This window comes from Bradyrhizobium sp. SZCCHNR1093 (assembly GCF_032381175.1).
GTDB lineage: Bacteria > Pseudomonadota > Alphaproteobacteria > Rhizobiales > Xanthobacteraceae > Bradyrhizobium.
In genome coordinates this window covers 132,250-156,146 of record NZ_JAUHJJ010000010.1, presented here as the reverse complement: position 1 = coordinate 156,146, position 23,897 = coordinate 132,250, and the positions used below count along the sequence as shown (strand labels likewise).

Below are 23,897 nucleotides of genomic sequence, written 5' to 3'. Positions count from 1 at the left end.
GCTTACTCCAATCTAGTCGGGAGCGGCGTGACCTTCGCGGAATCGATGACGACGCACTGGTCATTGCCGGCCACGACATCGGCAGCCGGCGAGATCAGGTCGACGTTCTGGACGCCATTCTGGTTGAGCGCCGAAATGATTGCCGACCTGGTCAGATCGCGTCCGATCATGGAGACGTTGGTGCGGACCTTCGTCAGGGCCGTTCCGATGTCGCTCATGACCAGTGCGGCATCGGGTCCTGGATACAGCGTGACGTTGGCAACGATCTGCGTCCGCAGCGGCATGACCGGACAGACCGAGATGACGTCGGTCAGCGGCTTGATCCCTTTCTGGTTCAAGCGCTTCACGACGTTGGCGATGATGTCCTTGGTCGGTACCGGGTCGGTTCCGCTCTGCATGACGGCGACTTTGACGCCGCCGAATTTGTTGACCTTGGTCGCCGTTGCGTCGCGGATGCGGACGTCGGCGCTCAGGGCCTGGAAGATGTAGGCTCCCTCGGAGCCGGCCGTCGAATAGGCTTCTGGCGCCATCTGAGCGCGGCGCCGGAGGCTGTCATCCAGCTCGTCCGGCAGGCGCTCAACGCCGAAGAAGGCAGCCAGGTTTTCGAGGTCCGCGCCCTTGGCGAAGGCCAGCATGACGGCGCGTGCAGCGGCGTTGACCCGCGCTCGCACCAGGACCTCGCCGTAGGCCTGCGGCTCCAGGATGACGTTGGTCGGAGACTGTTCGAGGGCAAGCGCTGCCTTCAGCTTCGGGTTCTTTTCGAGAACCTCGTCCTTGTAGCGCTGGAGCAGAACCTCGTAATCAATGGTCTCGATGACGTCGGGTGGGGGAAGACGCGCGAAGTCGATATACAGCGCGGGCGACGTGTAATTGGGCATTCAACCCTCGCTAGATGGTGACCGAAGTTCTCCGCAGCACCTGCTCTACGAGGTCGATTCCATCGATGGTGATCGTGATCGCACCGGTCGCGTCGGCCTCGTCAATAGCCACTCGCGTGACCTTGAACTCCGGCTCGTAGGTGTTGATCGCGGCGATCGCGGCCATCATGCCGGACATCATCGTCTCCTCGTTGGAGGGCTTGTCCTGCATGTCCTGAAACTTCGACCCCCACCACGCCCGCATCAGGCGAACCTTGAGGCGGGTGGTGAGGATGACGAAGATGCTCTGCTTGATCCGGGGCCAGCCCTGGATCAGTTCGCCGGTCTCACGATCGATGTCGACCAGGTGCTCACTTGGAAGCGTTGCCATCGGCCGGCTTCTCCGAAGCAACGGCACCGAGCACCTTGGTCTCGACAGCCTTCGCCGCGGTCACCGCCTTGGTGACGGTCTCCTCGACCTTGGCCACGACGGCCTCGGCCTCTTCGACCTTCTCCTGCACGACGTGCTTGAGATACTTGACCTCAGCCTCGACCGCGGTGATGACGGAGCCGGCCGGCACCATGATGCCCTTGCGCCAGAAATCCTTGATAACTTCGTAGGTCTTCATTTTTCTTCTTTCTCGCTACGCGATCTTGGCCCAGACCACCTGAGATGGTCCAGCCTCTGTCATAACGCGCTGGTCAGCCTGCTCATTGGGTCCGGAGACTCCGAGGTTGACGCGCTCCTTCGTGATGTTGACCCATCGGCCATCGACGCCGGCCGAGCAGCTGTTCGCGCCCTTCACCTCGACGTGGTCTTTGTGGAATGTGACTGTCGTCCCATCGCCGTGCTTCAGGACAATCGCGTCCTGGTCCAGCTTGATGTTGGCTTGGTTCTCACCGTAGGTGACGTTCAGGTAGTTCTCAGTCCACTTGACGCTGGCCTTCTTGTCCTTGAACTGGATCTTGACCTGGTTCTCGTCCATCAGGACGTCGCCCTTGGCTCCCTTTTCGCCATAGCGGACGTTGACCAGCTTCTCATCCTGCCTGTAGTAGGACTTATTCTTGCCGACCGTCTTGAGGATCTTCTCCTTGTCGGCCAGCTGCCGCGTGACGCCGTCATCGCCCTCTTCCGGCACTTCCGGAAGCTTGGGCGGCTGCGTCTGCTGTGACTGCTGCTGTTGATCGGACGATGAGGCATCCGAGCTGCTCGTGTCCGAGCTGCCAGATCCGCTTCCACCTCCACCGCCGCCACCTCCTCCACTGCCGCCTGCAAGGCTCGCCGGGATGCCGGCCGCTCCGCCCGCGCCGCCGCCGATCATCTGACCGACGACGCCCATGAGGTTGCCGGAGGCGACCTGGTTGGCGATGCCGGCGAGATTGCCGAGTTGGGACAGCCCTGGGAGGCCGGACAAGTTGGCGAGCTGGCCAACATTGGCGAGCTGGCCGAGGTTGAGGCCCGACAGCTGCGAAAGGCCCGCCATGTTGGCGATGTTCGAGATGTCGAGGTTGGCGAGGTTGCCCAGGTTGCCGAGATTGCTGAGGCCGCCGAGCATGCCGGAGAAGTCCATGCCGCTTAGGCCGGCCATCTGGCTGATGCCTGCGAGATCGCCGAGACCAGAGATATCGCCGAGTCCCGTGGGGGCGCCCTGCTGCTTCTTCTTGGTCTTGATGATCAGGTGGTTCGAATCCTTGGTCTGGTGGATCCAGTGCTGCTGATCCTCTTTCTCGTGGATCAGCCCGACCGTCTCATCCTGCTTGCCGTGTGGCGATGGCGTGTCCGGGCCGTAATGGAACGGCTCGACCGTCCCCAGCTCGGGGATGCCGCCGACCGAGCGCAGGATGCCGTGCATCCCGATCTTCGGCGGAACCGAATACTTGATCGTCGCATGCGAGTGGCTTTGCCAGGGCTGCCAGTCGCTCTTGAAGGTGTCTTGCTTCGAGTAGGTCTCATTCCCGCTCGGGGTCTGATCCTCGCCGTCGTTCATCTTGACGTACCAGCGATTCTTCTCGAACTTGACCGCGACGATCTTTCCGAGCCGCTCCTTGTTCTGGAACTTGCGCTCCAAATCCTGGAGCCGGCGCTCCATCGCGTGAATTGCACGCACCATTACGGCACCTCGGGTGTCACATCGACCGTCTCGTCGCCGGACAGACCCGCTGCAGTCTCCACATGACCGAGGATCTTTGCCTTGGTGCTCGGCACCTTGGTGACCATCTGGCCGCTATTCCAGACGAAGTCTCGCTGCAGCACCTTGTTGGTGCCGATCATGAGATCGCTGTGCCACTCGACCACGCCGACAGAGACGCCTTCGCGCCTCAAGACAGGCTGGCTGATGCGCTTGAACTGGACGTTCTGAGCAGGAGCGGCATCGGGATGTCCAAACTGATTTTGATGAGCCCAGGTGGCCACGGTCTCGACCATGTCCCAGGCCCGCGAGTCGCCATCGAGCGACACGTATTTGTTCTCGTCGATCAAGACCACGACAACCCGGAGCAGAGCATTCAGCTCGCCCGTGAAGGTCGGATCGCTCTTCGAGGCCATCACCGCGACGCGAGCGCATGGCGTCTTCAGCGTCCAGTCGGCGATGTCTTTCTCATCGAACAGGCCGTCGTACCATTCGACGTCCATTGTCGGGTACAGCGTCTTGATCCCGTCGATGATCTTCTGGCGGAAGTCGACGACTTTTCCCATCATCAACCTCCGTGCGCGATATGGTCGCGGAGCATTTTCGAGATGCGTTTGACGTTCTCTTCCGAGAAGCCCATGAACGGACGCGCCGGCACCTTGTCGGCCTTGCTGTAGCGCTTGCCGCCACGCCGCGCCTTTCGGCCGGCATGGTTGAAGCCCTCCTGCATGAGCGATGCGTATTCGGTATCCGCCGTCAGCTCGAAGCCGTGGTCGTTCACGTCAGTGACCTCGATGCTGCGGGACAGCTCGCCGCTTTCGAACAGCGGCCTGTCATGCCCCTTCAGCGCGATGGTCACGTCGGACAGCGCAGCCCACAGCTCACCCTCTGGCGAGCGCTTGGTGCGAAGGATGCGGTTGATGGTGGCACGCTGCATGTACTCGGCAGCCTGCTCCATCACCGGATGGAGGTGCTCGGCGTCCTGTAGCAGCTTGGTGAGGCGGGCATTGAGGCGGGCGAGGTCTTCGGCATTCAGATCGACCGCAAAAGCGCCCATCAGGCCCTCCCGCAGTCGAACGACCGGCCACCTCGTGTGACGTTCGGGTTCGTGGTCGTGGTCACCGGGTTGCCATTGGCATCGGTGCCAGTCGTGGTGACCGGCGGCAGGCCGAGGCCGACCTTGCCGGAGGAAATCTTCTCGAGGATTGAAAGCGCGTCCTCGTAACGCACGCGCATCTCATCGGTCCGGCCAGTCCGGCCGAGTGCGATCTTGTAGACCGCGATGTCGATGGCGCAGTTCTTGACGATGCCCGGCGTCGGGACAACCGGGACCGTGTATTGCGACGACAGATAGGCGTCGCAGATCTCGTCGGCGCCGTCGAGTCCACGCTGGACAACCAGCGGGTCTGGTATGCCGTCACGGTCATAATCGGCTATGCGAACGAGGAGATCGGTCCCATAGAGATCGTCGATGTCATCCTTGGTCGCGTAGCCCATTATGAACCTCTGTCAGGTTACTTCTTCTTGGTCTTGGTGGCCGCAGCAGCGGCTTCGGCAGCAGCCTTGTCGGCAGCTTCCTTCTCAGCGGCTTCCTTGGCAGCAGCTTCAGCAGCAGCCTTCTCAGCAGCTTCCTTGGCGGCGGCTTCGGCAGCGGCCTTTGCAGCAGCATCGGCTGCAGCGTCGTCGGCCGACGCATTGCCGTGGAGGTTGGCGAAGCGCGCGGCGCGCACCTCGGGCGATACGATCCGCTGCTTGCGCAGACGAATGTTCGCAGCCGCCTCACGGGCTCGGAAGCCAGTCGTTCCAATCATGGATGTCTCCAAATAGCGAAAAAGCCCTCCCCGGCTTTCACCGAGGAGGGTCGATTTCAGTTCCTACCGTCTGAGGTCAGACGATTAGGAGCCCAGCTTGTGCTTGAACGCGACGATCCGGATGACCTTCGGATCGTAGACGCGCTGCCAGTTGGCGACGTCGGCCAGCTCGGAGTTCGCGGGGGTGACGCCGACCTGGTTGGCGCCGAGCCACTTGATGCCGCGGGGATGCATGACCCACTGGCGGCGCTGCACGATGTACTCCTGGCCCATGCCCTTCAGAGCCTGGCGCTCGACCTCGACCGGGGTCTTCGGCGACTTCTCGCCGTAGCCGATCGCGCCGGGGCCAAAGATGTAGGTGGTGAACACGCGGTTCGCGCCGGAGCCAGTCACCGGCATGCTGTCGTCCACGATGACGGTCTTCCCCATGTAGGTCGGGATCGTCAGCTTGCCCTCGGAGTCCGGCATGAACTCGATGAGGTCGGCCTTGACCATCGCCTTCAGGGTCAGCGAGTGGACGGCGACGGCGTTCAGGCCGCCCTGCTCGTCACCGAGCAAGAACGCGGCGTCGATGAACGAGTCGGCGTCGAAGTTCTCGGCACCGCCGGTCAGGCCGGAGATGTCGTTGACGTTGGCTGCCATGCCGGCCGAGCCCATTGCGCCCGCCAGGGTCGCGAGCAGAGCGGTCTGCATGCGGCGATTCCACCACTCGGCGAACCGGTTGGCGATCAGCTGGATCGGGTCGGCGCCGGACAGGTCGGACGACAGGTCGGACGCACCGAACGCCTTGCCGCGCAGCAGCTTCACGGCCACGTCCTGGCCGGTCGAGGTCTTGCTGACGGTCAGGTCGCTGTTGTCGTCGAGCACCTGCTCGGCGTCCGCGGCGTCCAGATCGTTGAAGAACGGCATGTTGACGGTCTTGCCGCTGATCTCCGCGTCGATGACGCTGGTCAGGTCGGTGATGATGCCCGACTGGAACAGGGCCGACTTCTGCGTCGAGAGCACCTGCACGTAGTTGTTGAATTCGGTCGGGACGATCATGTCCGCGAGACGAGTCTCAGTCATTTCTCACTCTTGCTTTTGTTGAGACGGCGTTTGCGGCTGCTTGCATTCAAGCAAACGCCCGGACAGAATCCGGGCGCATGCAATTGTTCGGATGGGCGAGAAGGGTTACTTCACGCCGGCCGCTGCTTTCAGCTGCTTGGCCAGTTCGGGTTTTTGGTTCGACAGCAGCATCTGCTGCGTCATGTTCCAGGTGTCCTTCATCCAGGGGTTGGTCTGACCACCACCTGCCGGAGGATTGCCGTGGGTGCCGGGTTGCGTTCCCAGACCGCGCTTCTCTTCCGGCTTGAAGAGCGAGGCGCGGCTCTCGCGGATCTCGGCGACGAGATCGGCGACAGTGAAGGGGGTGCCATTCACGTCCTTGATGCGGGGGTTGCCGTTGGTGTCGAGCACCTGGACGGAGACCTGACCGTCCTTCATGGACGTCTTGACGAACTTGGACACCAGCAGTTCGACGGCATCCCGCGCGTCGTCCAGTGGGTTTGCTTTTGCGACTTCAGACTTGATCTGGCTGTCGGCCATGATCGTCTGCAGTTGCCCCGTGAGGCTCTCGACCGTAGCGTTGGCGTTCTTGACCTGGGTGCTCAGCTCGGTCTCGCGCAGAGTCCACTGCGCGGTGAGCTGACCCTTCAGGGTCTCGAACTTCTCGCCTGCGATCCGATCCGCCTCTTTCGCGGGATCGAGCTTCGACAGTCGTTCTGCGGTTTCAACAGCCGTCCTGGCTGCGTCAGGGGTGATCTCTCCGAAGGCGGAGACACGCTCGATCGCGGTACGAGCCGCGCCGGCATCGAGGCCTTCGTAGGGCTTCAGCTGCTCTTTGAGGACTGCAACGTTGTTGCGCTCCGCTCCGAGAGCCGTCTTCAGGCCCTTGACGTCGTCGAGTTCGTAGCCTTCGGCCGGCGTGACGTTGAGGAAAAACTTCCCGTTCTTCTCGACGTAAAAGGCGCGATGGGCTTCATCGACGGTGTTGATATCGGTGACTACTGCTTTGAGCATTCCAATCCCTGGAAATGCGGGGCATCCCGCCCCTCGTGATAAAAGACCGCTCAAGCATCCCGCCTGAGGGTCGGTGATATCCCCGAGGATCCGGGGAATCGGAGATGCCAGCAGCGATCGTTCCGAGGCCGTCCCGGCGCTCGGTTGGTCATTGCTGGCGAATTGGATGGCTGGCACGGCAGGTCTCGAACCTGCGACCTCCTCGTTAACAGCGAGGCGCTCTACCGTCTGAGCTACATGCCAACGGAAAATGTTCAGCGGCGGCGCGGGCGTGCGGCACGCTCTTGGATATCTCTGCTCGTCTTGTGCGGGATGCGAGCTGAGACCGCTGAAGCCGCGCTCGACCATTCAAGGGAGCGCGGAACCGAAAGAGGTGGCCCGCCGGGCCAAAAAAATGCCCGCCAGGCGCGAACCGGGCGGGCAAGTGTGAGTGAGTGACCGATGCAGAAAAGCCGCCAGGGAGGTCCCGAGCGGCTTCTGGATGCTCTATGGAGAGAGCGTCGGATTACGCTGCGATCTGCAGCTCCTTGACGGGTTCGAGCTTGTCGAACTCCTCCGGTTTGGCGAACTGGATGGTGTCATCCTCGGTCAGGAGGACGACGTCGCCAGCGGCACAGGATTGCACGCCCCACGCCGACGACATGGTCAGACCCCCGAGGGAGTTGACCTTCAGCTCACCACTCTGCAGACGGCTGACGAGCCATTGCGGCGCGACCTCCTCGGCAGCCTGCCCCCAGAGGGGCAGTTTGAACGCTTGGACCAAGATCTTGCGGTGAAACAGGTTCATTTGCACACTATCTGCATTTCACCTGACTTGAACCACAATATACGCCCTTTGTCAAGTGTTCTGCAAACAGAAATGCAAATCGTGGAACTCAGCCATAGATCCAGACGTGGATGATGATGTAGAGGATGAAAATCCCCATCAGCGCCTTAAACGGGTGCATCAGGACCGGCTGCATCATGAGCCAGAAGTTGGTCTTCTCCTGCTCCCGAACCAGCCGCTCCAGCGCGAGCTGCTCGGGCGTCGGAGCTGGGGCCGGAGGTGGCGACGAGACGGGGGCCGGTGCCGCGCGTCGCGGCTGAACGCCTTCCTCGGGCAACCCCAGAAGCTTCTCCCACCACTTCAGCTTGACTGGTTCCATTGACCGGCTTCCTCCCCTTGACCGTGAACTTCGGCTCGAAGCAGATCGGGCAGCACCAGTATTCGTCACCGATCAGCTTGCCGAAGGCCACGACCGAGCGAGGGATCATCCGCACCAGCTCGCGCACGGGCGTGCCCTGCCTGTTGGTGCAGGGCTCGCACACGTAGCCTTCGCATTTGAATGAAAGCTTCTCGGTCATGGGCTGAACCGCCTACAACTTGCACGAATGCAAGTCAATTAGAACTGCGGCGTCGGGCGCGTCGAACCATTCGGGAAGTTCGGCTTCGGCTGAGTTTGGTTACCCGCGGGTGGTGTGGAGGCATTGCCTCCGGCTGGCGCCGCGGTGCCGTTGCCTGCCTTCGCCGGATCTGCCTGGGTCCACCGACCCGGCAGCATGTTCTCGCCGGCCGCCTGCATGTTCTCGTCAACAGCCTGCCACAAAGCAAGTTCCGCCTTTAGGTCGAACTCGTCGCCGAGCAGGTTGCGATCCCTGATCTCCTGCAGCAGCACTTCGCGCGACAGGCCGCGCTGAGACCACAGAGTGACGAGCTGGGCGACCTCAGCCAGGCGGTCGGCTGTGTTCGAGAACTCGGTGTTCAGGACCACGTTGACGTTGGAGTAGTCGGCGCCGGTCCAGTTGCCCATCATGCGGATTGCGCGCTCTAACGCATCCTGACAGTTGATCGCCATGTCGTGGACAACTGAGTGGACTCTGGTCTCCTGGATGTCACGCTCGTTCTGCGGGACGTACTGACGGTGCGTGCCCGTGACCGGGTTCAGCGCCATCATGTCCATCTGCATTTCGAGCTTCTCCAGATCCTTCATTCCTGAGTCGATCGCGGTGCCGCGGGGCTCGACGTAGTACCAGCGGCCGTTGGCCTCGGGTGCGTACAGCACCTTGTAGGGTCCGATGGCGAACTGCGCCTCGTCTTCCGGGTCGATCTGGACGCCGGAACAGGCCAGCATCGGGAAGCGGGCGGCCGACAGGATCGACCGCTGATCCGAGCTGGAGATCCAGTGCTCGATCTGCTTGTAGGCGAGGTCGATGAAGACCGGCCGCACCTGGTAGTCTGCTTCCTTCTCTCCGGCATAAAGGGTGACGAACGGCACCTCCGTCATATTGGTGAGCGGGGTCTCTTCGACGAATGTCCAGTTCGAGCCGCCAGAGGTGGCGAGCTGTTCCCAGAGCTGCACGATGCCCTTGCCATTCGACGTCGGGTCGATCTCAATGACCCGCATCTGGTTGTAGAGCACCTCCTTGAAGCCATCGCGATCGGCGCGCTGGCCTCGGATGCGGACGTGGACGGTCTTGGTGTCGCCGCCGACATACGCATCGTAGGCCGCGGCCACGTCGTCGACCTTGTACATCTTCATGAATGGCCGTGCGCCGGAGGCCTTCTGGTCCGCCAGGCTCTTCATGTTGTAGGTGTCGGGATGGTCCACCAGAATATGGCACATGCCGTCCAGCATGGCATTATTGAAGAACTGGTGGGCGAAGACGTGCAGGTGTGTGCCGATCAGGTCGATGTCCTGAACCCACAGATCGAGGTTCGGATCGCTGTGGATCACCTTCAGCAAGGTGCGGAAGGGCTTGGCTGATGCAGCATCCACCGCCTCGCGCAGCTTGTTGAGAGCGAACGTGGATGCCAAGCGCGACGCATAGCGGCTGTCGGATTCCTTCTCGTACTGAGGTAGGAATGTCGCCCCTTGGGCGCGCATGGTCTCGGTTCCGCCATAGACGGCGCGGAGCATCCTCGTGCGCTGCTGCATGGTCGTCGCGGCTGACGACAGCAGTCCAGGGTTACCGTCCTTGGGAGACGGCGTATACTTGATCTGTTGGATGGCGGTTGCCATGGTGGTGAGATGTCCTGACGTTACCAGTCAAGGACCGCCGCTCTCTTCGGACCGAGGAGTGAGTTGAATGCGTCGGCAGCAGCATCGACCTGGTCGTCGTAGGTGCCGAGTGGGAAGGTCTCCAGCTCGTCCGTGAAGACGGTGTTCCAGGAGCCTGGGACCATCTTGACGTTGCCGGCTTCCGCCTGCGCAGCGAATGCGGCAGCACGGACTTCCTTCGATCCTGTGGGGCGGGCAGTCTTAACGATGTAGCCGGCGAGCCGGCGAATGAAGCCCTGGACCTGGCTCTTGCCGGCCTGGCCTGGGTCTTGCGGGAGAAAGATCTGGACCGAGCGACCGTCGTTCTTGGCGGTCTCCTGGATCTTCTTCTCGACTTCGAGCGGCGATCCACGGAAGCGGATGACATGCTCGATGTAGAAGACCCCGTTGGAGTCCTTCGACATCAGGACGCCAACCGTGTAGTCGCCGTCAGAAGATGCCGCCAAATCCCATGCGCGGACCTTTGCCCGGCGCGGGGGAAGCTCAGCAACGGCGACCGGAGCGAACCAGTCAGCGCGGAACATGCCACCGTCGTCAGACATCGGCTGCTGCTGGTACAGGGCAGAGAACGAGCGCTCGCCGAGAACGTCGAGGCGATCCTGCAGAGCCGCGTAGGAGAAGCGGTGCGGAGCCAGCGGCTCGTTCGGCTTACGTCCGAGCGCGTCGCCCGGGACAGTGCCATCCTCGTTGAGGATCAGCTCACCGTCGGGTGTTTTCTTCACCCATGGCAGCGCCGGCAGATACAAGATCTCCCAGGGGAGGCCCTTGCCATCTTCCATGGCCTCAATGATGCGGCCGGCGATGTCGTCGTAGTGCCAGCGGGTCAAAGTCAGAATGATGGGCGCGTCTTCTTCGAGACGGGTGTAGACGACGTCGCGGTACCAGTCCCACTGGTCGTCGCGGAACGTTGCCGACTTGACCTCTTTGCGGTCCTTGATCGGGTCGTCGATCAGGAAGAGATGGGCACCCTTACCGGTGGTGCCGGTGCCGACGCCAACCGCGTAATATTGGCCGCCGCCGGACTCGTCCGTGAGCTGCCATTCATCGGCAGCGCGGATGTCGGGCCTGATCTTGATGTGCGGGAAGAGTCGCTCGAACTCCTTGCCCTTGATGATGTCTCGGACGTTTCGGCCGAAGCCGGTGGCGAAGTCGCCGTTGTAGGATGCCGAGATGATGTTCTTCGACGGATTCCGTGCCATGAACCAGGCGGGGAAGCGCCTGGTCGACAGCTCTGACTTTCCGTGCCGCGGCGGCGCGAAGATCATCAGCCGTTTGCACTCGCCGCGTTCGACACGCTCAAGGGCCTCTGCGATCTTGTAGTGGAACGGATCAGCGTAGTATTTCGGGAGTGTGTAGGTGGTGAAATCGATGAGGTGCTCGCGGCCCCTCCTACGACGCAGGATCTCGGCCGCTGCCTCCTCGGGGGAGACATCGGTGACCAAATTCACGATGATGGCCTTTTAGAACTTGAAGCCCGGCGCCTGGATCGTGAGATCGTCTTTATTGGCGGAGCGCGACTGGACTTCAAACATCACGGTAGGGGCGCCGTTGGTGATCGGGTCGCCGTAGAAACGGATGGTGCGGAGCCAGTTTCCATCGGTTTCCTGGACCAGGTCCGACACGGTGATGAGACGGGCGTCTTCCAGATTCACCTTCTGGTGCAGTGTGCTGAGCGCGGACATCTTCTTGATTTTCTCGAGTTTGTACTCCGGCCGATGCATCGAGCACCGACCAGAGCGACGCCGTGCGTCTTACGCTGGGAATGCCGTGGCGACAGGGGCCACAGGCTCGGGTATTGACGCCGGTTCTGCCCGCATGGGCTCCGGCTTGACATGAGGCGCGGCCACCACCATCGGCGGCTGCCGCATGAGCGCGGCGATGCGTTACCGGCGCACATCTTCTTCAAGTGGACGCCGGCTTCCCATCAATGAACGCTCTCTGGCTTCTCCTCAGCCTTCGGCTTCTTCGCGCGGCTCGCGAGTTCGAGCAGCTCATCCTCCGACATCTCGGAGGCCTCCTTGCGGACATTGAGGTTGGTGTGGTTCTCGTCCTTCTGGCCGAGGTAGTTCTTGCCAAGGAAGATGGAGGCTGGCGCGTTCTTGTCGGCCAGTGCCATCTGCTTACGTCTCAGGGAGACCTTGGCGTGCTGCAGCCCGTCATCCCAAACCTCACGCGCCTCAGGATAGACGTTGAAGAAGTTGGTCAGGGTGCGAGGGCTTACGCCGAGGATTGCGGCAGCCTCGTCTTGTGTGCCGAAAAGGCGGGCAATCTCGGCCAGAGCACGTAGCGTGTCCTCGTCAGGTTGAAGTTTCGTCTTGCGACGGCCGATCGGGCGGGCGAGAAGCTCATCGAGAAACTCGGTCTCTTTGGCGTCCTTCTCGGCGGCGGCTTTGGCTGCGGCTTCGCGAGCAGCCGCCTCCTCTTTCGTCGGCCGGCCGCGGCGACGCTTGGGCAGGTCGGTCATTGTTCTTCTTCTTGTTCAGTGGGGCCTGTCTTCGACCTGCACTCGGCCATCGCTCTTGATGTCTTCGATCGAGATCGCAGTCACCAGGCCTTCACCAGGCCATTCGACCAGGATGTATTCTGCCTCGTTGTGATCGTCGGTCTCTTCGTCGAAGCGATCGAACATGGCGATGATCGGAACGGCGAAACCGCCGTCGTAGACGATCGACATGGAGTCGAAGTCGATCGTGGAGCCTATTCCTTGGCCCCGGGAATCGCCGTCTTGATCCATTGCAAAATCTCAGCCTTGGAGCCGGCTCCGATGCGTGTTGCAGTCACGACGCCTTTGTCGATTGCGACGAGAGCTGGGATCTGGTTCACGCGGTAGAGCTGAGCTGCATTCATGCACTGCTCGACGTCCGCGACATAGAAGTCCACCTTCCCGTAGAGCTGCTTCTCGATATCATCCAACAGCGGCTTCATAGCCTTGCAGGGGTTGCACCAGCGAGCCTCGAACTTGACGACAATGGGACGCTTGGCCCCGTGGATCGTTTCGAGTGTGGTGGTGTCCGTGATGGATTTCATCGACTGAAGATCTTCTTGAAGGCCGACACGCCGCCGATACCGCAGACGGTCAGGATGATGTTGTTCTGCATGTTAGCGTACATGCCGGGCAACGATGCGACATGCCAGCTGCCGATTTCATGGCCGAGCAGCGGCATGGAGTCGAAGACGACAGCCGCGGCGTGCGATAGGAAGATGCCGAACGCCACCGGCACCATCCAGGCCGTGAACCAGTGTTCACGGTCTGCGGACCGCTGCTGGTTCACCATCCTGGCGATTTCGATCTTCGATCTGATGTCCTCGACGCCGATGGTCGTGTCAGCGCCGACCGCCGCCTTGTATTTTTCAAGGTCAGCGTCGGTCTTCTTGTTGAGCCAGGTCAGGAGGCCGTTGGCCAGACCCGGGATGAGAGAGAGTAAAGCCCACATGATCGTTATCCGTTAAAGCCGTTCGAGCGCGCCCAGCTCAACAGAGCCTCGATCTCCGTCTGCTGCGCCTTGATACCTTCGATGAGCACGGGAACGAGCTTGTCGTAGGCGACGGTGCGCCAGCGTTTTCCGTCGTTACCGTCGTCTGGAATCGAGAGATTGACGAGTTCGGGCAGGACGGCCTCGACCTGGTCGGCCAAGACCCCGATGTCACGTTCGCCCGACCTTCCAATCAGCTTCGTCTTACCGTTCCAGGTGAAGCGCACGCCGTCGAGCCGCCCGATGATGTCGAGTGCATCTGCGATCCTGACAATGTCGTCCTTCAGGGCAGGATCCGAATAGGCGGTGATGTTGCCGCCTGCAGTGACGTTGCCTGACGGGTCCGAATAGAAGGACCACGGTGCACGAGACCAGCCACCGAACCCGAAATATCCGTCAGCTCGGATGCCGAGCTTCAGCGCGTACGAATCGTTCCAGAAGGTCATGCCGGCGAGATTGCTGTCGCCGCTGCTGGGGGCGCGACAAACGAAGCTGCCCCTCGTTGCGCCGCCATCTTGCGACATGGCCATGCTGGCCGAAGCGCCGGTCAGCGATCCCGTCAACTGGACTGAGCCGTTGAGCGGCACATAGCTCGCCGGGTTGAAGTTCCCGGCGTGCCAGACACCATTGCCGCTGACAGTCAGCGTCGTGAAGGTACCATTGGTGAAGCGAGAGTCGTCGCCCGCAGCGACAGTGCCCGAGGCAGTGCCGACGTTCCTTGTCGCCGCGCCACCAAGGCCGGAGATGTCGCTGTAGGACAGCGTCACCGCACCGACGCGACCGGCAACGCTGGTCACTTCCGTCGCAAGTCCGTCGATCTTGTCCCAGGTGGTACCGTTGAAGACGATGCAGTCGCCCTGGTTCCACTGCGAGATGCCGTCGATCGCAGTCGTGCCGGCGACAGAGACCTTGTAGAGGGTGCCCTTCCTGCCGGTGCCAGAGGCAAGAGCCGGCGTGTTCGTAGAGGCGTTCCAGGTCCCCTGATAGTTCACAGAGCCGATGAGTGGCGCCACCGCGTTCGTGACGTAGGCCGTCGTTGCAATCGCCGTACTGTTGTCGCTTGCGGCGGGCGTCGGAGCAGTCGGGGTGCCCGTGAAGGCTGGCGAGTTCAGCGGAGCCCGCGTCGTATCGACAGGATGGACATGATCCTCGTGTGCCCACCTCGCGCTCGAGCCGACCGTTCCTGAGCCGCTGGGCGCGAGAGGCGTCGCGGTGCCGATCTTCGCGTCAACATAGGCGGTCGTCGCGATCTTGGCGGAGTTGTCGCCGGCTGCTGGTGTCGGTGCGGTCGGAGTGCCCGCAAAGGCCGGAGACGCAAGCGGCGCATAAGCTCCCAGGGTCGAAGTTAACGTTGACGAGGTGACGTACGCGGCCAACGTAGTCGTCAGCGCGGTGGAAGACACGTAGCTCGCCAGATTGGCGCTCACGTAAGCCGTGGTAGCAATCTTGGTGCTGTTATCCCCGGTGACCGGTGTCGGCGCGGTTGGAGTTCCGGCGAATTCCGGCGAGTTCAGCGGGGCGCCACCGAGATTGTGCAGCCCCGTCGAAGCACTCGCGACATCCGACAGATTGTTGATCGACAGCATGTCGCCGAGACCAGGAAGCCCCTGATCTCCCTTCGGACCTTGCGGGCCGACATCGCCCTTGTCGCCCTTTGGTCCCTGGATGCCCTGCAGGCCTTGGTCGCCGGTATCACCCTTCGGACCCCTGATGCCCTGGATACCTTGGAGACCTTGATCTCCGGTGGCGCCTTTGTCGCCCTTCGGTCCCTGAGGACCGATGGGGCCATCATCTCCTTTGTCGCCGTCATCGCCTTTGTCGCCCTTGGGGCCTTTCGGACCGATGTCACCTTTGAAGCCCTGAGGGCCGCGGAAAGGCCCGATGCCGATCCAGATGCCCTGCCTCCAAACCCATCCTGTGCCCGTCGCAGAAACGACATAGGCGTCACCGTCTGGGGCATTGGTCGGAAGATCCTCGTAGGCACCGACTTCGCCCTTCAGCGAAAAGCCACGGCCGGGATCGCCCTTGTCGCCCTTGGGACCAGGTTGGCCTGCTGGACCGGGAGGGCCCTTGATGCTCGGGAACATGTCCCTGAGCTGGGTGAGCGAGACGGTCCTGATCTGGTTGTTGACGAGGATGTCAATAGAGACGTCATCCTCATTCGGCCCTGATGGCGGACCGTTCGGCGCTTGCTCAGATGCGAGAGCGATCTGCCGGTTGAGGAGGAAGTACTTCGCGCCCTTCGCCGTCAGCTTGACAATGGAGTTTGCTGGGCAGAAGTCCGTGCCAATGTAGATGCCACTAGGTGCCCGCACCCGATAACGCAACGTGCTCATTGTTCTTCTGTTTGTTGGCACCAGGGGAGAGACTCGAACTCTCGCAGCGCAGTTTTGGAGACCGGCTGCCTACGCCGGAGGACCCTGATACGATCGCTTGTTGTGTGGTGAGGCCTGCCAGATGAAATCGTGCCGCTCGGCAACAGTTAGGTTGATTGAGGTGTCTGATTTGCCGCGCACGGTCAGACGAACGACGCCGGTCTCCGGATTCCGTTCAGCGCTGATCGAACCATCGGTGTTGGCGAGTGCTGCGACGCAGGTCATGGCGATACCGTGATTGGTGCCGGGGGCAAGGATCGAACTTGCGACAAGCGGATTATGACCCCGCTGCTCTACCGCTGAGCTACCCAGGCTGGTGTCAGGAGATGGGATCGAACCACCGCGCTCCGGGTTTCAACCGGAACCTCTTCCGTCTGAGCTATCCTGACGAAAATGGGCAAAGCCTTAGCGGGCGCAGGCCCACGTTAGGTGTATCCTGCGCCTCGCTTGTTCTGTTCTATGCGAAGATGCTGTCGATCTCCTCGTAGGTCGTGATCGTTCCGGCCGATATGCCTTCTAAAGCGACCTTCAGCTTTGCAGCTGCAGCCTGAGCCAGATCGTAGATTTCGACCGACAGCTGAGCGAAGACCTCCGTAGGGACCTCAATCACGTTGAACAGGCCGACTTGAAGGTAGATCGAAGTCGGCGGATTTGGCTGCTGCAGGCGAAGACTCAGACCATTAATCACCGTCAGGACGTCGGTCGTCGCAGGAACGGCAACCTGTGCGTCGCCGATCGTCACGATATAGCTCGACTTGGTGCCATACATCGAATTGGCATAGCCAAATAGCTGCCACTGAGCAGGAGGCGGCGGTGGCGGAGCTGTGAACTGGGTGCCATCCCAATGCCAGCCAGGGCCAGCCTGATCTGACTGCACCGCAATGATGCCATCGGGGAAGCCCGGCGGAGGATTACCAGGATCAGACTCGTATTCGACGACGTTGATGACGGTTCCGGTGCTGGTGTCAATAATTGCATATCGCGCCATGAGCGCTCTTCTCCGTGATGTTTCTGGCGTAAAACTGTTGGAGCTTCCACGGGGCGCAGGCCCTCCACTCCCTGACTATCCTGCGCTGCTCTGGCGCGACGCCAGCGCTCGGCTTGACGCATGGCCTCATTTAACCCGCCACCCCTATGTCTTCAGGTGACAGCCGGCGAGCACCGAGAAATTCACGCCCAGGAGCGACCCGACTCCTATCGTCTTTAGGGGCTTGTGGGTCAGCAACGCCACGGCGCGGTTCCCGCGCTGGATGCTTGATTGGCATCGTCGCTCGATGGGGCTTGTATGTCGGGATTTCCGCCCGATGTCCCTGAGCGCTCAGGGTCTGCCGGCACGCAGCGGGGGCGACCCGAGCCGTGCCGGCGGTGCTCACTTGTCCTTGCGATCCTCGAAGTGGATCATGGGCTGCAGCAGCGCGATGTAGAACGGCAGCAGGCCGATCACAACGGCCGCAAGCTCTGCGCTCATATACTGGGTCAGGAGCGGCTTCAGGTCGATTACCTGGAGCTGCTGCAGCAGAACCGGCGTGGCGCAGGTGAGAGCGGCGATGAAGGCATGCCAACGAATCCGCACTCGAGCCCGAAACTCTCGTACCTTGTCCATTGTTCTTCTTCTTGGTAGGCGTTTATGGGGCTCCGAGGTTTTGCAGCCGGTGGGCGCCGGCTGATTTGTTCTCGGAGCAGCACGGGGCGGGTAAAGGAGGCAAACCCCGCAGCCGTGCGGCCGGGCCGGGTCAGACGGTCTGCGCTATTTTTGGCGCAGCTCCCTGTTACACAACAGCTCCGGGTATTCGTGCACGTCAGCCGGCGGCCTTGCGACGCGCCCGCGCTTTGCGCTCCAGGCGCAGGTCGGTGATGATCCTGGCCCTGGAGACCTTCTTCTTCTTTTTCTTCTTTGTGGCCATCAGGCGATATGCTCCTGCGGGAGCCGCCAGTGCTGCGGCAGCGCGTCGATCGCCATGCTGGTGCTCGGGATCAGTTGCTCCAGAACCCAGTCGCAGTGCTCGTCCGAGACGCCGCGGGCGGGGTAGACCAGCAGGGAGTTCGAATACAGCTTGGCGATCTTCTGCCCGTATGTGACGGGCTCCCAGTCCTTGGGGTCAAGTCGCAGCCAGGCGATCATCACCTCGGCGTGCTTCTTGGTGTCGGCAACCATTGCGTTGCGCATGGTCAGTCTTTCTGGGCAATGGCGCGATCGATCCAGGCATAGATCGCTGGATTGTCGCGGCGAGCCATGATCATGACCGGCGTCAGCCGGTTCACGACGGTCTCCTCCTGGGCGCGGCTCTTGAGCGAGGCGGCGTGCCAGCAGGCATGATTGATCTCGTGTTCGAGGACTTCAGCGAACGATGAGTCCGGAAGGTCGTCTCGAACGTGGATGATGAAGTTGAAGCGGTCGCATAGACCCATCAGGTCTTGCTCGTCCGCGACAGCGGGATCCCAGTGCTCCAACTGGTAGACGAAGATCCCGATCTTGATCGTCGACGGAAGCTGGCGGCGATCCGGCAGAACGCCGCGTGTCATCTCAGGTCGTCCTTCGTGCAGTCACGCGCGATCAGGCGAACCTTCGTTCCCTTGACCCAGATGACCTCGGGGTGCGGGATCTCCGGCCGGTCACCATTCCAGCCCATGCCCCTGACCATCTTGCGGACCCGCGGCGGATACATCCGCCACATCAGAGACGACATCTCGACGGCGTGCCCTTCCCTCATGACGCCATTCTCATCGCGCCATCGCGAGGTCGCGGTATGGAAGCCGAATGCTGCCGCCTGGGTGGCACAGAACTGAGCACTGGGAAGCATTCCGAGCATCATGGTGCATGCGGAGGCGCAGTCGCCATCGACCACCACTGCCTCTCCTGAGGCCCGCAGACGGGAGTATTTGTCGATGAAGTCGACGATCTTCCCGCCGGGATCGTTCTTGATCACAACGGTGGCTTCGGCATGGGTAAAGACAAGCGCAAAGAGCCCGGCCAGAGCCAGGCGGACCAGGGCTTTCATGTCGGGGACTCCGGCTCGTCTCAACGGGCGGTCAAATGCTGGAGCGCATCTCGGCGAGGTTGAAGGTGAAGGCGCGCTCGATCGAGGTTTGCCAGATCACGTAGCTGAAGAGGAAGATCGACAGCGGGAACGGCATCAAAGATCCTCGTCCTCGTCTTCGATGTCCTCGAACATCGCTTCGAGCGTTTCGCTGATCCGGATTCCGGCCTGCTCGATGCCATCGCCGATATTGCAGATTCCTTGGCCGACACTTGCCAGGCCGAAATAGATCGCCAAGGCGATCATGAGGGTCTCGATGAAGCTCATTGTGCCTCGATGCAGAACAGGTTGTTGATTTTGTCAGTGGCCTCGTGTGCCTTGATGACGGCAGCCAGGTTCATGGCAGCGGAACGGGTCAGCAGAACCGCCGTCGCGATGCCGAACAGCCTGGCGGTACGCATTGATCAGATGATCGTGAGATGTCCGCAGCGGACGAGCCGGGTCATCCAGGCCTTCGCCTGGCCCTCGAAATCGATCATCTCGCCGCCGCTGGTCTGCCAGTGCGGGCGGATGATCACGATGCGATCGAACTGATAGCTGCGCGGGCTGTCGCCGTGCCGAAACACGCGCCAATGCCGGGTATCAAGATCAAACGCTGAGATGTATTTCTCGGCAATGTCCGTGCTCGCCGCGATGATGGCGTTCCCCATGGAACAGTCCTTGAATTGGAGCGAGGGGCGGGACTCGAACCCGCAACCATCTGCTTGGAAGGCAGACGCTCTACCGTTGAGCTACCCCAGCAATGAGATCTTGCAGCCGCTTCTCTTCCTGGCGGCACAGGGCTTGGCCGAGATCGGTGCGACGCTTCGGGTCTGTCAGGCAGGCCTTCAGATGCTTGATCTCGATCGGGATCAGAGAGGGCTTCATGCCGATTTCCTTGTTACGGCCAAAAGCCGAGCCAGATGCCCCAGCCATGGATGACGCCAACAGGCCATGCGATGGTGCCGACGAGCAGCAGAAGTGTGCGACCATCCTTGATGGTGGTTACGCCATGCGTGATCCAGGCGCTGGCCGCGATGATCAGGCAGCCGAAATACCAGTAGAGTAGCGTTGGGCTCAGCCTCATGATTCCTCATACGTTGGGTTGCCGAAGACTGGGCTCGAACCAGCGCATCCCCTGCGGGCATTCTCCCACTGAACTACTTCGGCGAAGGTGGCAGGAAGGGCTCCTCGAAGAGCCCCCTTTCCATGGCGACGGCGCGCATGGCTTTGAGGACGTCGTCGATCCGACGTTCCTTGATGGCGCCGACCGGCGTCAGGCCGCCGAGCATCTCATTTCCGCGGGCCATCCAGGCCTGCGCTTCGACCGTTCCGACCACCTGGTCCAGATGCTTGATGACTTGGTAGGCCTGCTTGGCGAGAGGCGATGTCGAGATCGGATCAGGCTTCGTCATGTCGAAGCACCGTTCGTGGTCCAGCCGATGCAGGATCGTAGATGCAGGCGATCTCGACCGCCTGTTCAGCATCCGCTCCGGCGCACATTGCGCCGAACGCATACTCCTTGCCAGATCCGATCGCAGTCCAATTCACCTTGCAGCGGTATGAACCGCCTTGCTCGAACACATCCACCTCCGGCTCACCATTCCTGGCGATGAGCCCGGTGTCGTATTCGCTCAGCTCCGGCGGATCTCCGATCTCACCAGCCAGAAACCAGCGGTGAAAGGCCTGAGCCCAGTTCAAGTTGCCAGAGCAGCCGCAAAGGGCTCCGTCGTCGCGCCTTACGATCTTGGTGACATGGCCAAACTTCGTCGACCCCTTGATGATGAGGGTGTCAGCCGCCATGACGCCGTCCTTGTAGGCAACTGTGGTCATGCGCCGGCCTTGATGAGCTGGCAGCCGTAGTTCTGGCCGCGCTTGATGAACTTGAATGAGCCGGTCACCGAACCCTTGACGAGGTGCGGGATCATGGCCTCGAAGTCCTTCAGGAAGACGATGACGATCTTGCCGTTGTGGTCCTTGAAGTCGAAATAGGCGGCGGACCTGCCGCGGCTGTAGCCGACATAGGTCAGCGTCGCCACGAACGGAGCGTTGTCGCGCCATTCGAGATCAGTCATCCAGCGGTCAGCCCAGTGCTGCTGGTTGCCATCCTTGTCGAATGGGATCTGGTATTGCCCCTTCGGCATCAGCGCTTCCCTGCCTCGACGTCTGCGACGAGAACCATGAATGCAATCGCGATAGCGAAGCCGATCAGGATCTGTGTGATCTCATGCGCGATCATGTTCACGCTGCCTCCTGCCGGCGGCGACGGCGGCGCCCAGGTACTGGCGCCTCAGCGGTCGTGACTGCATTGACCGCAGCGCTGGTGATGTCGTCCTGGACGGCTTCGAGCGCCTTCTCCATCGCGTGGAAGAACAGGAACTGGTGAACTAGGTCGTCGGAGACGTCATGATGCTGGATGGTCATCTCCTCGTGAGGAACGATGTCCGGCCCGATGGTGAGCGGCATCAGCATGTTCAGCGACTCGTCCCGGCGCAGCTGGGTCATGCCCGGCCGCCAGGTGCCGTGGCGCGTCCACAGCCTCAGCTCGTCGTCGAAAGCCATTTGCGCCTTCGAGATCAGTGCAGCACTCACGCCCATGAGGTCTGGCCTTCTCGCTTTGAAAGGGTGAGCCGGGCTGCCGTTGGCGAGCACCGGTCTCTGGGAAACTGGTTCAGAACGGACGACGCCGCTTGGGCTGCTCCGGCTTGGAGCGTCCGTAGAGGTTCTCGACGAGCAGAGTGCCGAGAGCGAGGATCGTGACGAGCGCCATGGCGACGAAGCCGAGGGTGATGAGTTTTAGGATCAGCTGGCTGATGACGACGACGAACTCGACGTCGGCGAGAATCACGAGCGTGCTCCCGGCGGCATTCCGAACCACCGCAGGATCCAGAACAGTCCGAGCACGGCGGCGAACACGGCCGGCGTCAGGACGAGGGATGCGAGTGGAGCCACAGGTGATCCTTTCCGCGCCTTCCCCCGGGGGACGCCAGCGTTGGAGGCCGGCGTTCCCGGGATCAGGGCGAACTGTCAGGTTTCTTGAATTTGCACGAATGCCAATCTAACTGTTCTGTACCCCAATATACGCCTTTCGTCAAGTCCACTGCAAACGCGAATGCAAATCACGGAACCTGATCGTCCCTGACCGGCTGCAGATGACGTGGCCGGCGCCCGCCGCCAGGCGGAGATGACATGGTTAGAATGGGGGTTATAGTGAGGGTTCTAGTATACGGTTATTGGTGTCGGCCAGTTTGACAGGGGGTGTCGGCGTATTTGACAGGGGGTGTCGGCCAGCTTGACAGGGGGTGTCGGCCAGTTTGACACCCCCTCCCCCTCCGCGGCGCCCTGTTTCGGTTGAGATCTGGGCGCGATAGCGCCCCCGCCCCTGGTGCGGGCAAACAGCATGGCCAGGACTGGCAACCTCAAGTATCGGGTCAAGCCCTGTCTCGCCCTTGGCTAGGAATTAGGAGATCAAGGGCCGGCTATTGGGGCACCGCGGTGACGGACGCCCCCAGACATAGCGGCTTCCCTTCCTCATCGATGTCGGGAATCCTGGGCGCCATGTCCCCGCGCATCATCCAAATCCCACTGTCCGGTGGCGATCGCAAGGCTCAGGCCAAGGGCGTGCGCAATGCTCATGGTCTGCACGACAGCTATTTCGCTCAGTCGCAGCTGATCCGCAGCGCGGCCGAGGAGAAACTTCGCGAAGCCGATCGGCTGGAGTGCGAAGCCTGGAACGCGATCATGTGGGCCGGCGGACCGGCTATGCCCGCGCCAGGCGAGCCGCAGGCTAACCCGACGATCGGAATGGCGCTCAATGCCGGTTTCGACTTTGTCGAGGCCAAGTGCAATCGCTGCCGGCGGATTTCGGTGGTCGCCCTGCGCGCGCTCGATCGGCCGCCGGCAACGCCGATCTGGAAGCTCGAGGCAGCGCTCTATTGCGAGCCGTGCAGCGAGAAGAGACGCTGGGGTCGGCAGCGCGCACACATTCTACGGCTCGCCTTCGCGGCACCGGATCCGGAGCCTGGTCGGGCCCGGGAGAGCTAACTATCCAGATTGTTGAGCTAGATCAGAGGTAGTCATGGACACCGAGAAAGAAATTCATTCCCTCTCCGCCGAAACACTCGCGCTGAGCATCGTTGTGGGGAATGTTCTAAGTAAGCTGGCGCTAAACCCCACACTCCGACAGGCAATTGCGGAAGGTTTCGACCAATCAGCCGACGTTGCTCAGACTCTAACTGAACATTTTGGAGCATCCGCCTCCCCAGATCACACAGTGAAGACCATAAAGATCGTCGAGGAGCTGAGGCAAATGGTGCTGGGGAAGGAAGGCCCACCTCGGCACTTCGTGTAGTTTCTATGTGCAATCTCTACTCGATGACCAAGAACGTCGACGCTATTCGCCGCCTGTTTGGCATCGCGCCGGAGCACAATCGAACCGGCAACCTGCCCTCCCTGCCCGGCATCTTCCCCGATTATCCCGCCCCGATCGTGCGCAACGCTGGCGATGGCCGCGAGCTCGTGATGGCGCGCTGGGGCATGCCTTCGTCACAACAGGCGCTGATGAACGCGACCAAGCGACGTGCCGAACGGCTTCAGGCCAAGGGCCAAACTGTCGATTTCAAGCAGCTGCTGCGCCTAGAGCCCGACAGCGGCACCACCAATATCCGAAATGTCGCGAGCAAGCATTGGAAGCGCTGGCTGGGCCCTGACCACCGCTGCCTGGTCCCATTCACCTCCTTCAGCGAATACGACGAGGTCAACGGCAAGAAGGTGCCGGTCTGGTTCGCGGCCAGCGAAGACCGTCCCCTGCTGGCGTTCGCAGGCTTGTGGACGCACTGGACCTCGGTTCGCAAGATCAAGGAGGGCGAGGTCTCGATCGACGTCTACGGCTTCCTGACCACTGATCCGAATGCGATCGTCAAACCGATCCATCTCAAGGCCATGCCGGTCATCCTAACCACGGCGGAAGAATACGACGTCTGGTTGCGTTCCCCATGGGACGAGGCGAAGGCGCTGCAACGGCCGCTGCCGGACGATGCGCTCCGGATCGTCGCGCGCGGTGCGCGGGAAGATCCTCAGGAGACTTAGATCATTGTGAGCATTCGAGGAATCGAAAGTCAGCGATCGATCCGCTGACCG

40 protein-coding genes and 6 tRNA genes are annotated in these 23,897 nt (G+C 61.5%); 4 read left to right on the top strand and 42 right to left on the bottom strand.

Translation table 11 applies throughout. From position 1 onward, the window contains the following. Positions 1 to 2: 2 nt before the first annotated feature. From QX070_RS26630 to QX070_RS26570, 13 genes are all read right to left on the bottom strand, one after another. Positions 3 to 878: a baseplate J/gp47 family protein gene (locus QX070_RS26630; protein ID WP_315740129.1), complete on the bottom strand. Its 876-nt coding sequence runs from the start codon at positions 876 to 878 to the stop codon at positions 3 to 5. A gap of 10 nt (positions 879 to 888) precedes the next feature. Continuing rightward, entirely contained in the window at positions 889 to 1,248 is a 360-nt protein-coding gene (locus QX070_RS26625; protein WP_315740128.1) for a GPW/gp25 family protein, read from the bottom strand. Next, complete coding sequence (locus tag QX070_RS26620) at positions 1,229 to 1,486, bottom strand: hypothetical protein (RefSeq protein WP_315740127.1); 258 nt, start codon at positions 1,484 to 1,486, stop codon at positions 1,229 to 1,231. The genes QX070_RS26625 and QX070_RS26620 overlap by 20 nt, the downstream gene beginning before the upstream one ends. Positions 1,487 to 1,501: 15 nt before the next feature. After that, positions 1,502 to 2,968 (bottom strand): hypothetical protein, encoded by a 1,467-nt coding sequence (locus tag QX070_RS26615; protein ID WP_315740126.1) that lies wholly within the window; start codon positions 2,966 to 2,968, stop codon positions 1,502 to 1,504. Continuing rightward, positions 2,968 to 3,552: a hypothetical protein gene (locus tag QX070_RS26610; RefSeq protein ID WP_315740125.1), complete on the bottom strand. Its 585-nt coding sequence runs from the start codon at positions 3,550 to 3,552 to the stop codon at positions 2,968 to 2,970. The genes QX070_RS26615 and QX070_RS26610 overlap by 1 nt, the downstream gene beginning before the upstream one ends. Before the next feature lie 2 nt (positions 3,553 to 3,554). Beyond that, a complete protein-coding gene (locus QX070_RS26605; protein WP_315740124.1) occupies positions 3,555 to 4,043 on the bottom strand; it encodes a phage virion morphogenesis protein in 489 nt (162 codons plus the stop codon). Further along, positions 4,043 to 4,483, bottom strand: coding sequence for a DUF1320 domain-containing protein (locus tag QX070_RS26600; protein ID WP_315740123.1), 441 nt, complete (start codon positions 4,481 to 4,483; stop codon positions 4,043 to 4,045). The genes QX070_RS26605 and QX070_RS26600 overlap by 1 nt, the downstream gene beginning before the upstream one ends. A gap of 17 nt (positions 4,484 to 4,500) precedes the next feature. Continuing rightward, a complete protein-coding gene (locus tag QX070_RS26595) occupies positions 4,501 to 4,797 on the bottom strand; it encodes a hypothetical protein (protein ID WP_315740122.1) in 297 nt (98 codons plus the stop codon). An 84-nt stretch (positions 4,798 to 4,881) separates the two neighbouring features. After that, positions 4,882 to 5,862, bottom strand: coding sequence for a major capsid protein (locus QX070_RS26590; RefSeq protein WP_315740121.1), 981 nt, complete (start codon positions 5,860 to 5,862; stop codon positions 4,882 to 4,884). A gap of 105 nt (positions 5,863 to 5,967) precedes the next feature. Further along, complete coding sequence (locus QX070_RS26585; RefSeq protein WP_315740120.1) at positions 5,968 to 7,032, bottom strand: hypothetical protein; 1,065 nt, start codon at positions 7,030 to 7,032, stop codon at positions 5,968 to 5,970. Then, positions 7,023 to 7,098: transfer RNA gene (locus QX070_RS26580), tRNA-Asn, on the bottom strand. Before QX070_RS26580 ends, QX070_RS26585 begins: the two co-directional genes overlap by 10 nt. 262 nt (positions 7,099 to 7,360) lie before the next feature. Further along, positions 7,361 to 7,642, bottom strand: coding sequence for a hypothetical protein (locus QX070_RS26575; protein ID WP_315740119.1), 282 nt, complete (start codon positions 7,640 to 7,642; stop codon positions 7,361 to 7,363). An 88-nt stretch (positions 7,643 to 7,730) separates the two neighbouring features. Continuing rightward, positions 7,731 to 8,000, bottom strand: a complete 270-nt coding sequence (locus QX070_RS26570) for a hypothetical protein (protein ID WP_315740118.1) — start codon at positions 7,998 to 8,000, stop codon at positions 7,731 to 7,733. On the opposite strand from QX070_RS26570, the gene QX070_RS26565 reads away from it, so the two are divergent. Further along, complete coding sequence (locus QX070_RS26565; RefSeq protein ID WP_315740117.1) at positions 8,000 to 8,167, top strand: hypothetical protein; 168 nt, start codon at positions 8,000 to 8,002, stop codon at positions 8,165 to 8,167. The two genes, QX070_RS26570 and QX070_RS26565, sit on opposite strands and share 1 nt — an antisense overlap. A 70-nt stretch (positions 8,168 to 8,237) precedes the next feature. Here QX070_RS26565 and QX070_RS26560 read toward each other — a convergent pair whose 3' ends face one another. The 29 genes from QX070_RS26560 to QX070_RS26420 all read right to left on the bottom strand — a co-directional run bounded on the left by QX070_RS26560 (position 8,238) and on the right by QX070_RS26420 (position 21,606). Continuing rightward, positions 8,238 to 9,854, bottom strand: coding sequence for a DUF4055 domain-containing protein (locus QX070_RS26560; RefSeq protein WP_315740116.1), 1,617 nt, complete (start codon positions 9,852 to 9,854; stop codon positions 8,238 to 8,240). Between the two features lie 20 nt (positions 9,855 to 9,874). Beyond that, positions 9,875 to 11,341, bottom strand: coding sequence for a phage terminase large subunit (gene terL, locus QX070_RS26555; protein ID WP_315740115.1), 1,467 nt, complete (start codon positions 11,339 to 11,341; stop codon positions 9,875 to 9,877). A 12-nt stretch (positions 11,342 to 11,353) separates the two neighbouring features. Beyond that, positions 11,354 to 11,575: a hypothetical protein gene (locus QX070_RS26550; RefSeq protein ID WP_315740114.1), complete on the bottom strand. Its 222-nt coding sequence runs from the start codon at positions 11,573 to 11,575 to the stop codon at positions 11,354 to 11,356. Between the two features lie 242 nt (positions 11,576 to 11,817). Continuing rightward, a complete protein-coding gene (locus QX070_RS26545; RefSeq protein ID WP_315740113.1) occupies positions 11,818 to 12,357 on the bottom strand; it encodes a hypothetical protein in 540 nt (179 codons plus the stop codon). A gap of 15 nt (positions 12,358 to 12,372) precedes the next feature. Next, positions 12,373 to 12,627, bottom strand: coding sequence for a hypothetical protein (locus QX070_RS26540; protein WP_315740112.1), 255 nt, complete (start codon positions 12,625 to 12,627; stop codon positions 12,373 to 12,375). Continuing rightward, positions 12,591 to 12,920 carry a thioredoxin family protein gene (locus QX070_RS26535; protein ID WP_315740111.1) on the bottom strand — a complete coding sequence of 110 codons (330 nt, stop codon included), beginning with the start codon at positions 12,918 to 12,920 and terminating at the stop codon, positions 12,591 to 12,593. Before QX070_RS26535 ends, QX070_RS26540 begins: the two co-directional genes overlap by 37 nt. Further along, a complete protein-coding gene (locus QX070_RS26530) occupies positions 12,917 to 13,327 on the bottom strand; it encodes a hypothetical protein (RefSeq protein WP_315740110.1) in 411 nt (136 codons plus the stop codon). The genes QX070_RS26535 and QX070_RS26530 overlap by 4 nt, the downstream gene beginning before the upstream one ends. 5 nt (positions 13,328 to 13,332) lie before the next feature. After that, positions 13,333 to 15,702, bottom strand: a complete 2,370-nt coding sequence (locus QX070_RS26525) for a tail fiber domain-containing protein (protein ID WP_315740109.1) — start codon at positions 15,700 to 15,702, stop codon at positions 13,333 to 13,335. A 15-nt stretch (positions 15,703 to 15,717) separates the two neighbouring features. Continuing rightward, a tRNA-OTHER gene (locus tag QX070_RS26520) sits at positions 15,718 to 15,791 on the bottom strand. Continuing rightward, positions 15,772 to 15,966 (bottom strand): hypothetical protein, encoded by a 195-nt coding sequence (locus tag QX070_RS26515; protein WP_315740108.1) that lies wholly within the window; start codon positions 15,964 to 15,966, stop codon positions 15,772 to 15,774. Before QX070_RS26515 ends, QX070_RS26520 begins: the two co-directional genes overlap by 20 nt. A gap of 14 nt (positions 15,967 to 15,980) precedes the next feature. Continuing rightward, positions 15,981 to 16,055: transfer RNA gene (locus QX070_RS26510), tRNA-Met, on the bottom strand. After that, positions 16,056 to 16,130: transfer RNA gene (locus QX070_RS26505), tRNA-Phe, on the bottom strand. Between the two features lie 68 nt (positions 16,131 to 16,198). Continuing rightward, positions 16,199 to 16,729 carry a hypothetical protein gene (locus tag QX070_RS26500; protein ID WP_315740107.1) on the bottom strand — a complete coding sequence of 177 codons (531 nt, stop codon included), beginning with the start codon at positions 16,727 to 16,729 and terminating at the stop codon, positions 16,199 to 16,201. Positions 16,730 to 17,110: 381 nt separating this feature from the next. Then, on the bottom strand, positions 17,111 to 17,314 hold the full coding sequence (locus QX070_RS26495; RefSeq protein ID WP_315740106.1) for a hypothetical protein: 204 nt from the start codon (positions 17,312 to 17,314) through the stop codon (positions 17,111 to 17,113). A 330-nt stretch (positions 17,315 to 17,644) separates the two neighbouring features. Next, positions 17,645 to 17,908, bottom strand: coding sequence for a hypothetical protein (locus tag QX070_RS26490; protein ID WP_315740105.1), 264 nt, complete (start codon positions 17,906 to 17,908; stop codon positions 17,645 to 17,647). Between the two features lie 2 nt (positions 17,909 to 17,910). Then, positions 17,911 to 18,264 (bottom strand): hypothetical protein, encoded by a 354-nt coding sequence (locus QX070_RS26485; RefSeq protein WP_315740104.1) that lies wholly within the window; start codon positions 18,262 to 18,264, stop codon positions 17,911 to 17,913. After that, entirely contained in the window at positions 18,261 to 18,740 is a 480-nt protein-coding gene (locus QX070_RS26480) for a hypothetical protein (protein WP_315740103.1), read from the bottom strand. The genes QX070_RS26485 and QX070_RS26480 overlap by 4 nt, the downstream gene beginning before the upstream one ends. 135 nt (positions 18,741 to 18,875) lie before the next feature. Continuing rightward, positions 18,876 to 19,046: a hypothetical protein gene (locus QX070_RS26475; protein ID WP_315740102.1), complete on the bottom strand. Its 171-nt coding sequence runs from the start codon at positions 19,044 to 19,046 to the stop codon at positions 18,876 to 18,878. Then, the gene (locus tag QX070_RS26470) at positions 19,043 to 19,180 is read right to left on the bottom strand and encodes a hypothetical protein (RefSeq protein WP_315740101.1); all 138 of its coding nucleotides are present in this window, start codon (positions 19,178 to 19,180) and stop codon (positions 19,043 to 19,045) included. Before QX070_RS26470 ends, QX070_RS26475 begins: the two co-directional genes overlap by 4 nt. A 3-nt stretch (positions 19,181 to 19,183) precedes the next feature. After that, positions 19,184 to 19,429: a hypothetical protein gene (locus QX070_RS26465; RefSeq protein ID WP_315740100.1), complete on the bottom strand. Its 246-nt coding sequence runs from the start codon at positions 19,427 to 19,429 to the stop codon at positions 19,184 to 19,186. A 16-nt stretch (positions 19,430 to 19,445) separates the two neighbouring features. Then, a tRNA-Gly gene (locus QX070_RS26460) sits at positions 19,446 to 19,520 on the bottom strand. Further along, on the bottom strand, positions 19,500 to 19,646 hold the full coding sequence (locus QX070_RS26455) for a hypothetical protein (RefSeq protein WP_315740099.1): 147 nt from the start codon (positions 19,644 to 19,646) through the stop codon (positions 19,500 to 19,502). The genes QX070_RS26460 and QX070_RS26455 overlap by 21 nt, the downstream gene beginning before the upstream one ends. A 13-nt stretch (positions 19,647 to 19,659) precedes the next feature. Beyond that, positions 19,660 to 19,845: a hypothetical protein gene (locus tag QX070_RS26450; protein ID WP_315740098.1), complete on the bottom strand. Its 186-nt coding sequence runs from the start codon at positions 19,843 to 19,845 to the stop codon at positions 19,660 to 19,662. A gap of 19 nt (positions 19,846 to 19,864) precedes the next feature. Beyond that, positions 19,865 to 19,928: transfer RNA gene (locus tag QX070_RS26445), tRNA-OTHER, on the bottom strand. Further along, entirely contained in the window at positions 19,919 to 20,173 is a 255-nt protein-coding gene (locus tag QX070_RS26440; protein WP_315740097.1) for a hypothetical protein, read from the bottom strand. Before QX070_RS26440 ends, QX070_RS26445 begins: the two co-directional genes overlap by 10 nt. Next, positions 20,160 to 20,591, bottom strand: a complete 432-nt coding sequence (locus QX070_RS26435) for a hypothetical protein (RefSeq protein WP_315740096.1) — start codon at positions 20,589 to 20,591, stop codon at positions 20,160 to 20,162. The genes QX070_RS26440 and QX070_RS26435 overlap by 14 nt, the downstream gene beginning before the upstream one ends. Further along, complete coding sequence (locus QX070_RS26430; RefSeq protein WP_315740095.1) at positions 20,588 to 20,902, bottom strand: hypothetical protein; 315 nt, start codon at positions 20,900 to 20,902, stop codon at positions 20,588 to 20,590. Before QX070_RS26430 ends, QX070_RS26435 begins: the two co-directional genes overlap by 4 nt. Positions 20,903 to 20,999: 97 nt before the next feature. Beyond that, a complete protein-coding gene (locus QX070_RS26425) occupies positions 21,000 to 21,320 on the bottom strand; it encodes a hypothetical protein (RefSeq protein ID WP_315740094.1) in 321 nt (106 codons plus the stop codon). Between the two features lie 109 nt (positions 21,321 to 21,429). After that, positions 21,430 to 21,606: a hypothetical protein gene (locus QX070_RS26420; protein ID WP_315740093.1), complete on the bottom strand. Its 177-nt coding sequence runs from the start codon at positions 21,604 to 21,606 to the stop codon at positions 21,430 to 21,432. 710 nt (positions 21,607 to 22,316) lie between these two features. Here QX070_RS26420 and QX070_RS26415 point away from each other — a divergent pair. From QX070_RS26415 to QX070_RS26405, 3 genes are read left to right on the top strand one after another with little or no spacing between them, the layout of a single operon-like run. Beyond that, on the top strand, positions 22,317 to 22,802 hold the full coding sequence (locus QX070_RS26415) for a hypothetical protein (protein ID WP_315740092.1): 486 nt from the start codon (positions 22,317 to 22,319) through the stop codon (positions 22,800 to 22,802). 34 nt (positions 22,803 to 22,836) lie between these two features. After that, complete coding sequence (locus QX070_RS26410) at positions 22,837 to 23,109, top strand: hypothetical protein (protein WP_315740091.1); 273 nt, start codon at positions 22,837 to 22,839, stop codon at positions 23,107 to 23,109. 5 nt (positions 23,110 to 23,114) lie between these two features. After that, positions 23,115 to 23,846, top strand: a complete 732-nt coding sequence (locus QX070_RS26405) for an SOS response-associated peptidase (RefSeq protein ID WP_315740090.1) — start codon at positions 23,115 to 23,117, stop codon at positions 23,844 to 23,846. Positions 23,847 to 23,897: the final 51 nt, after the last annotated feature.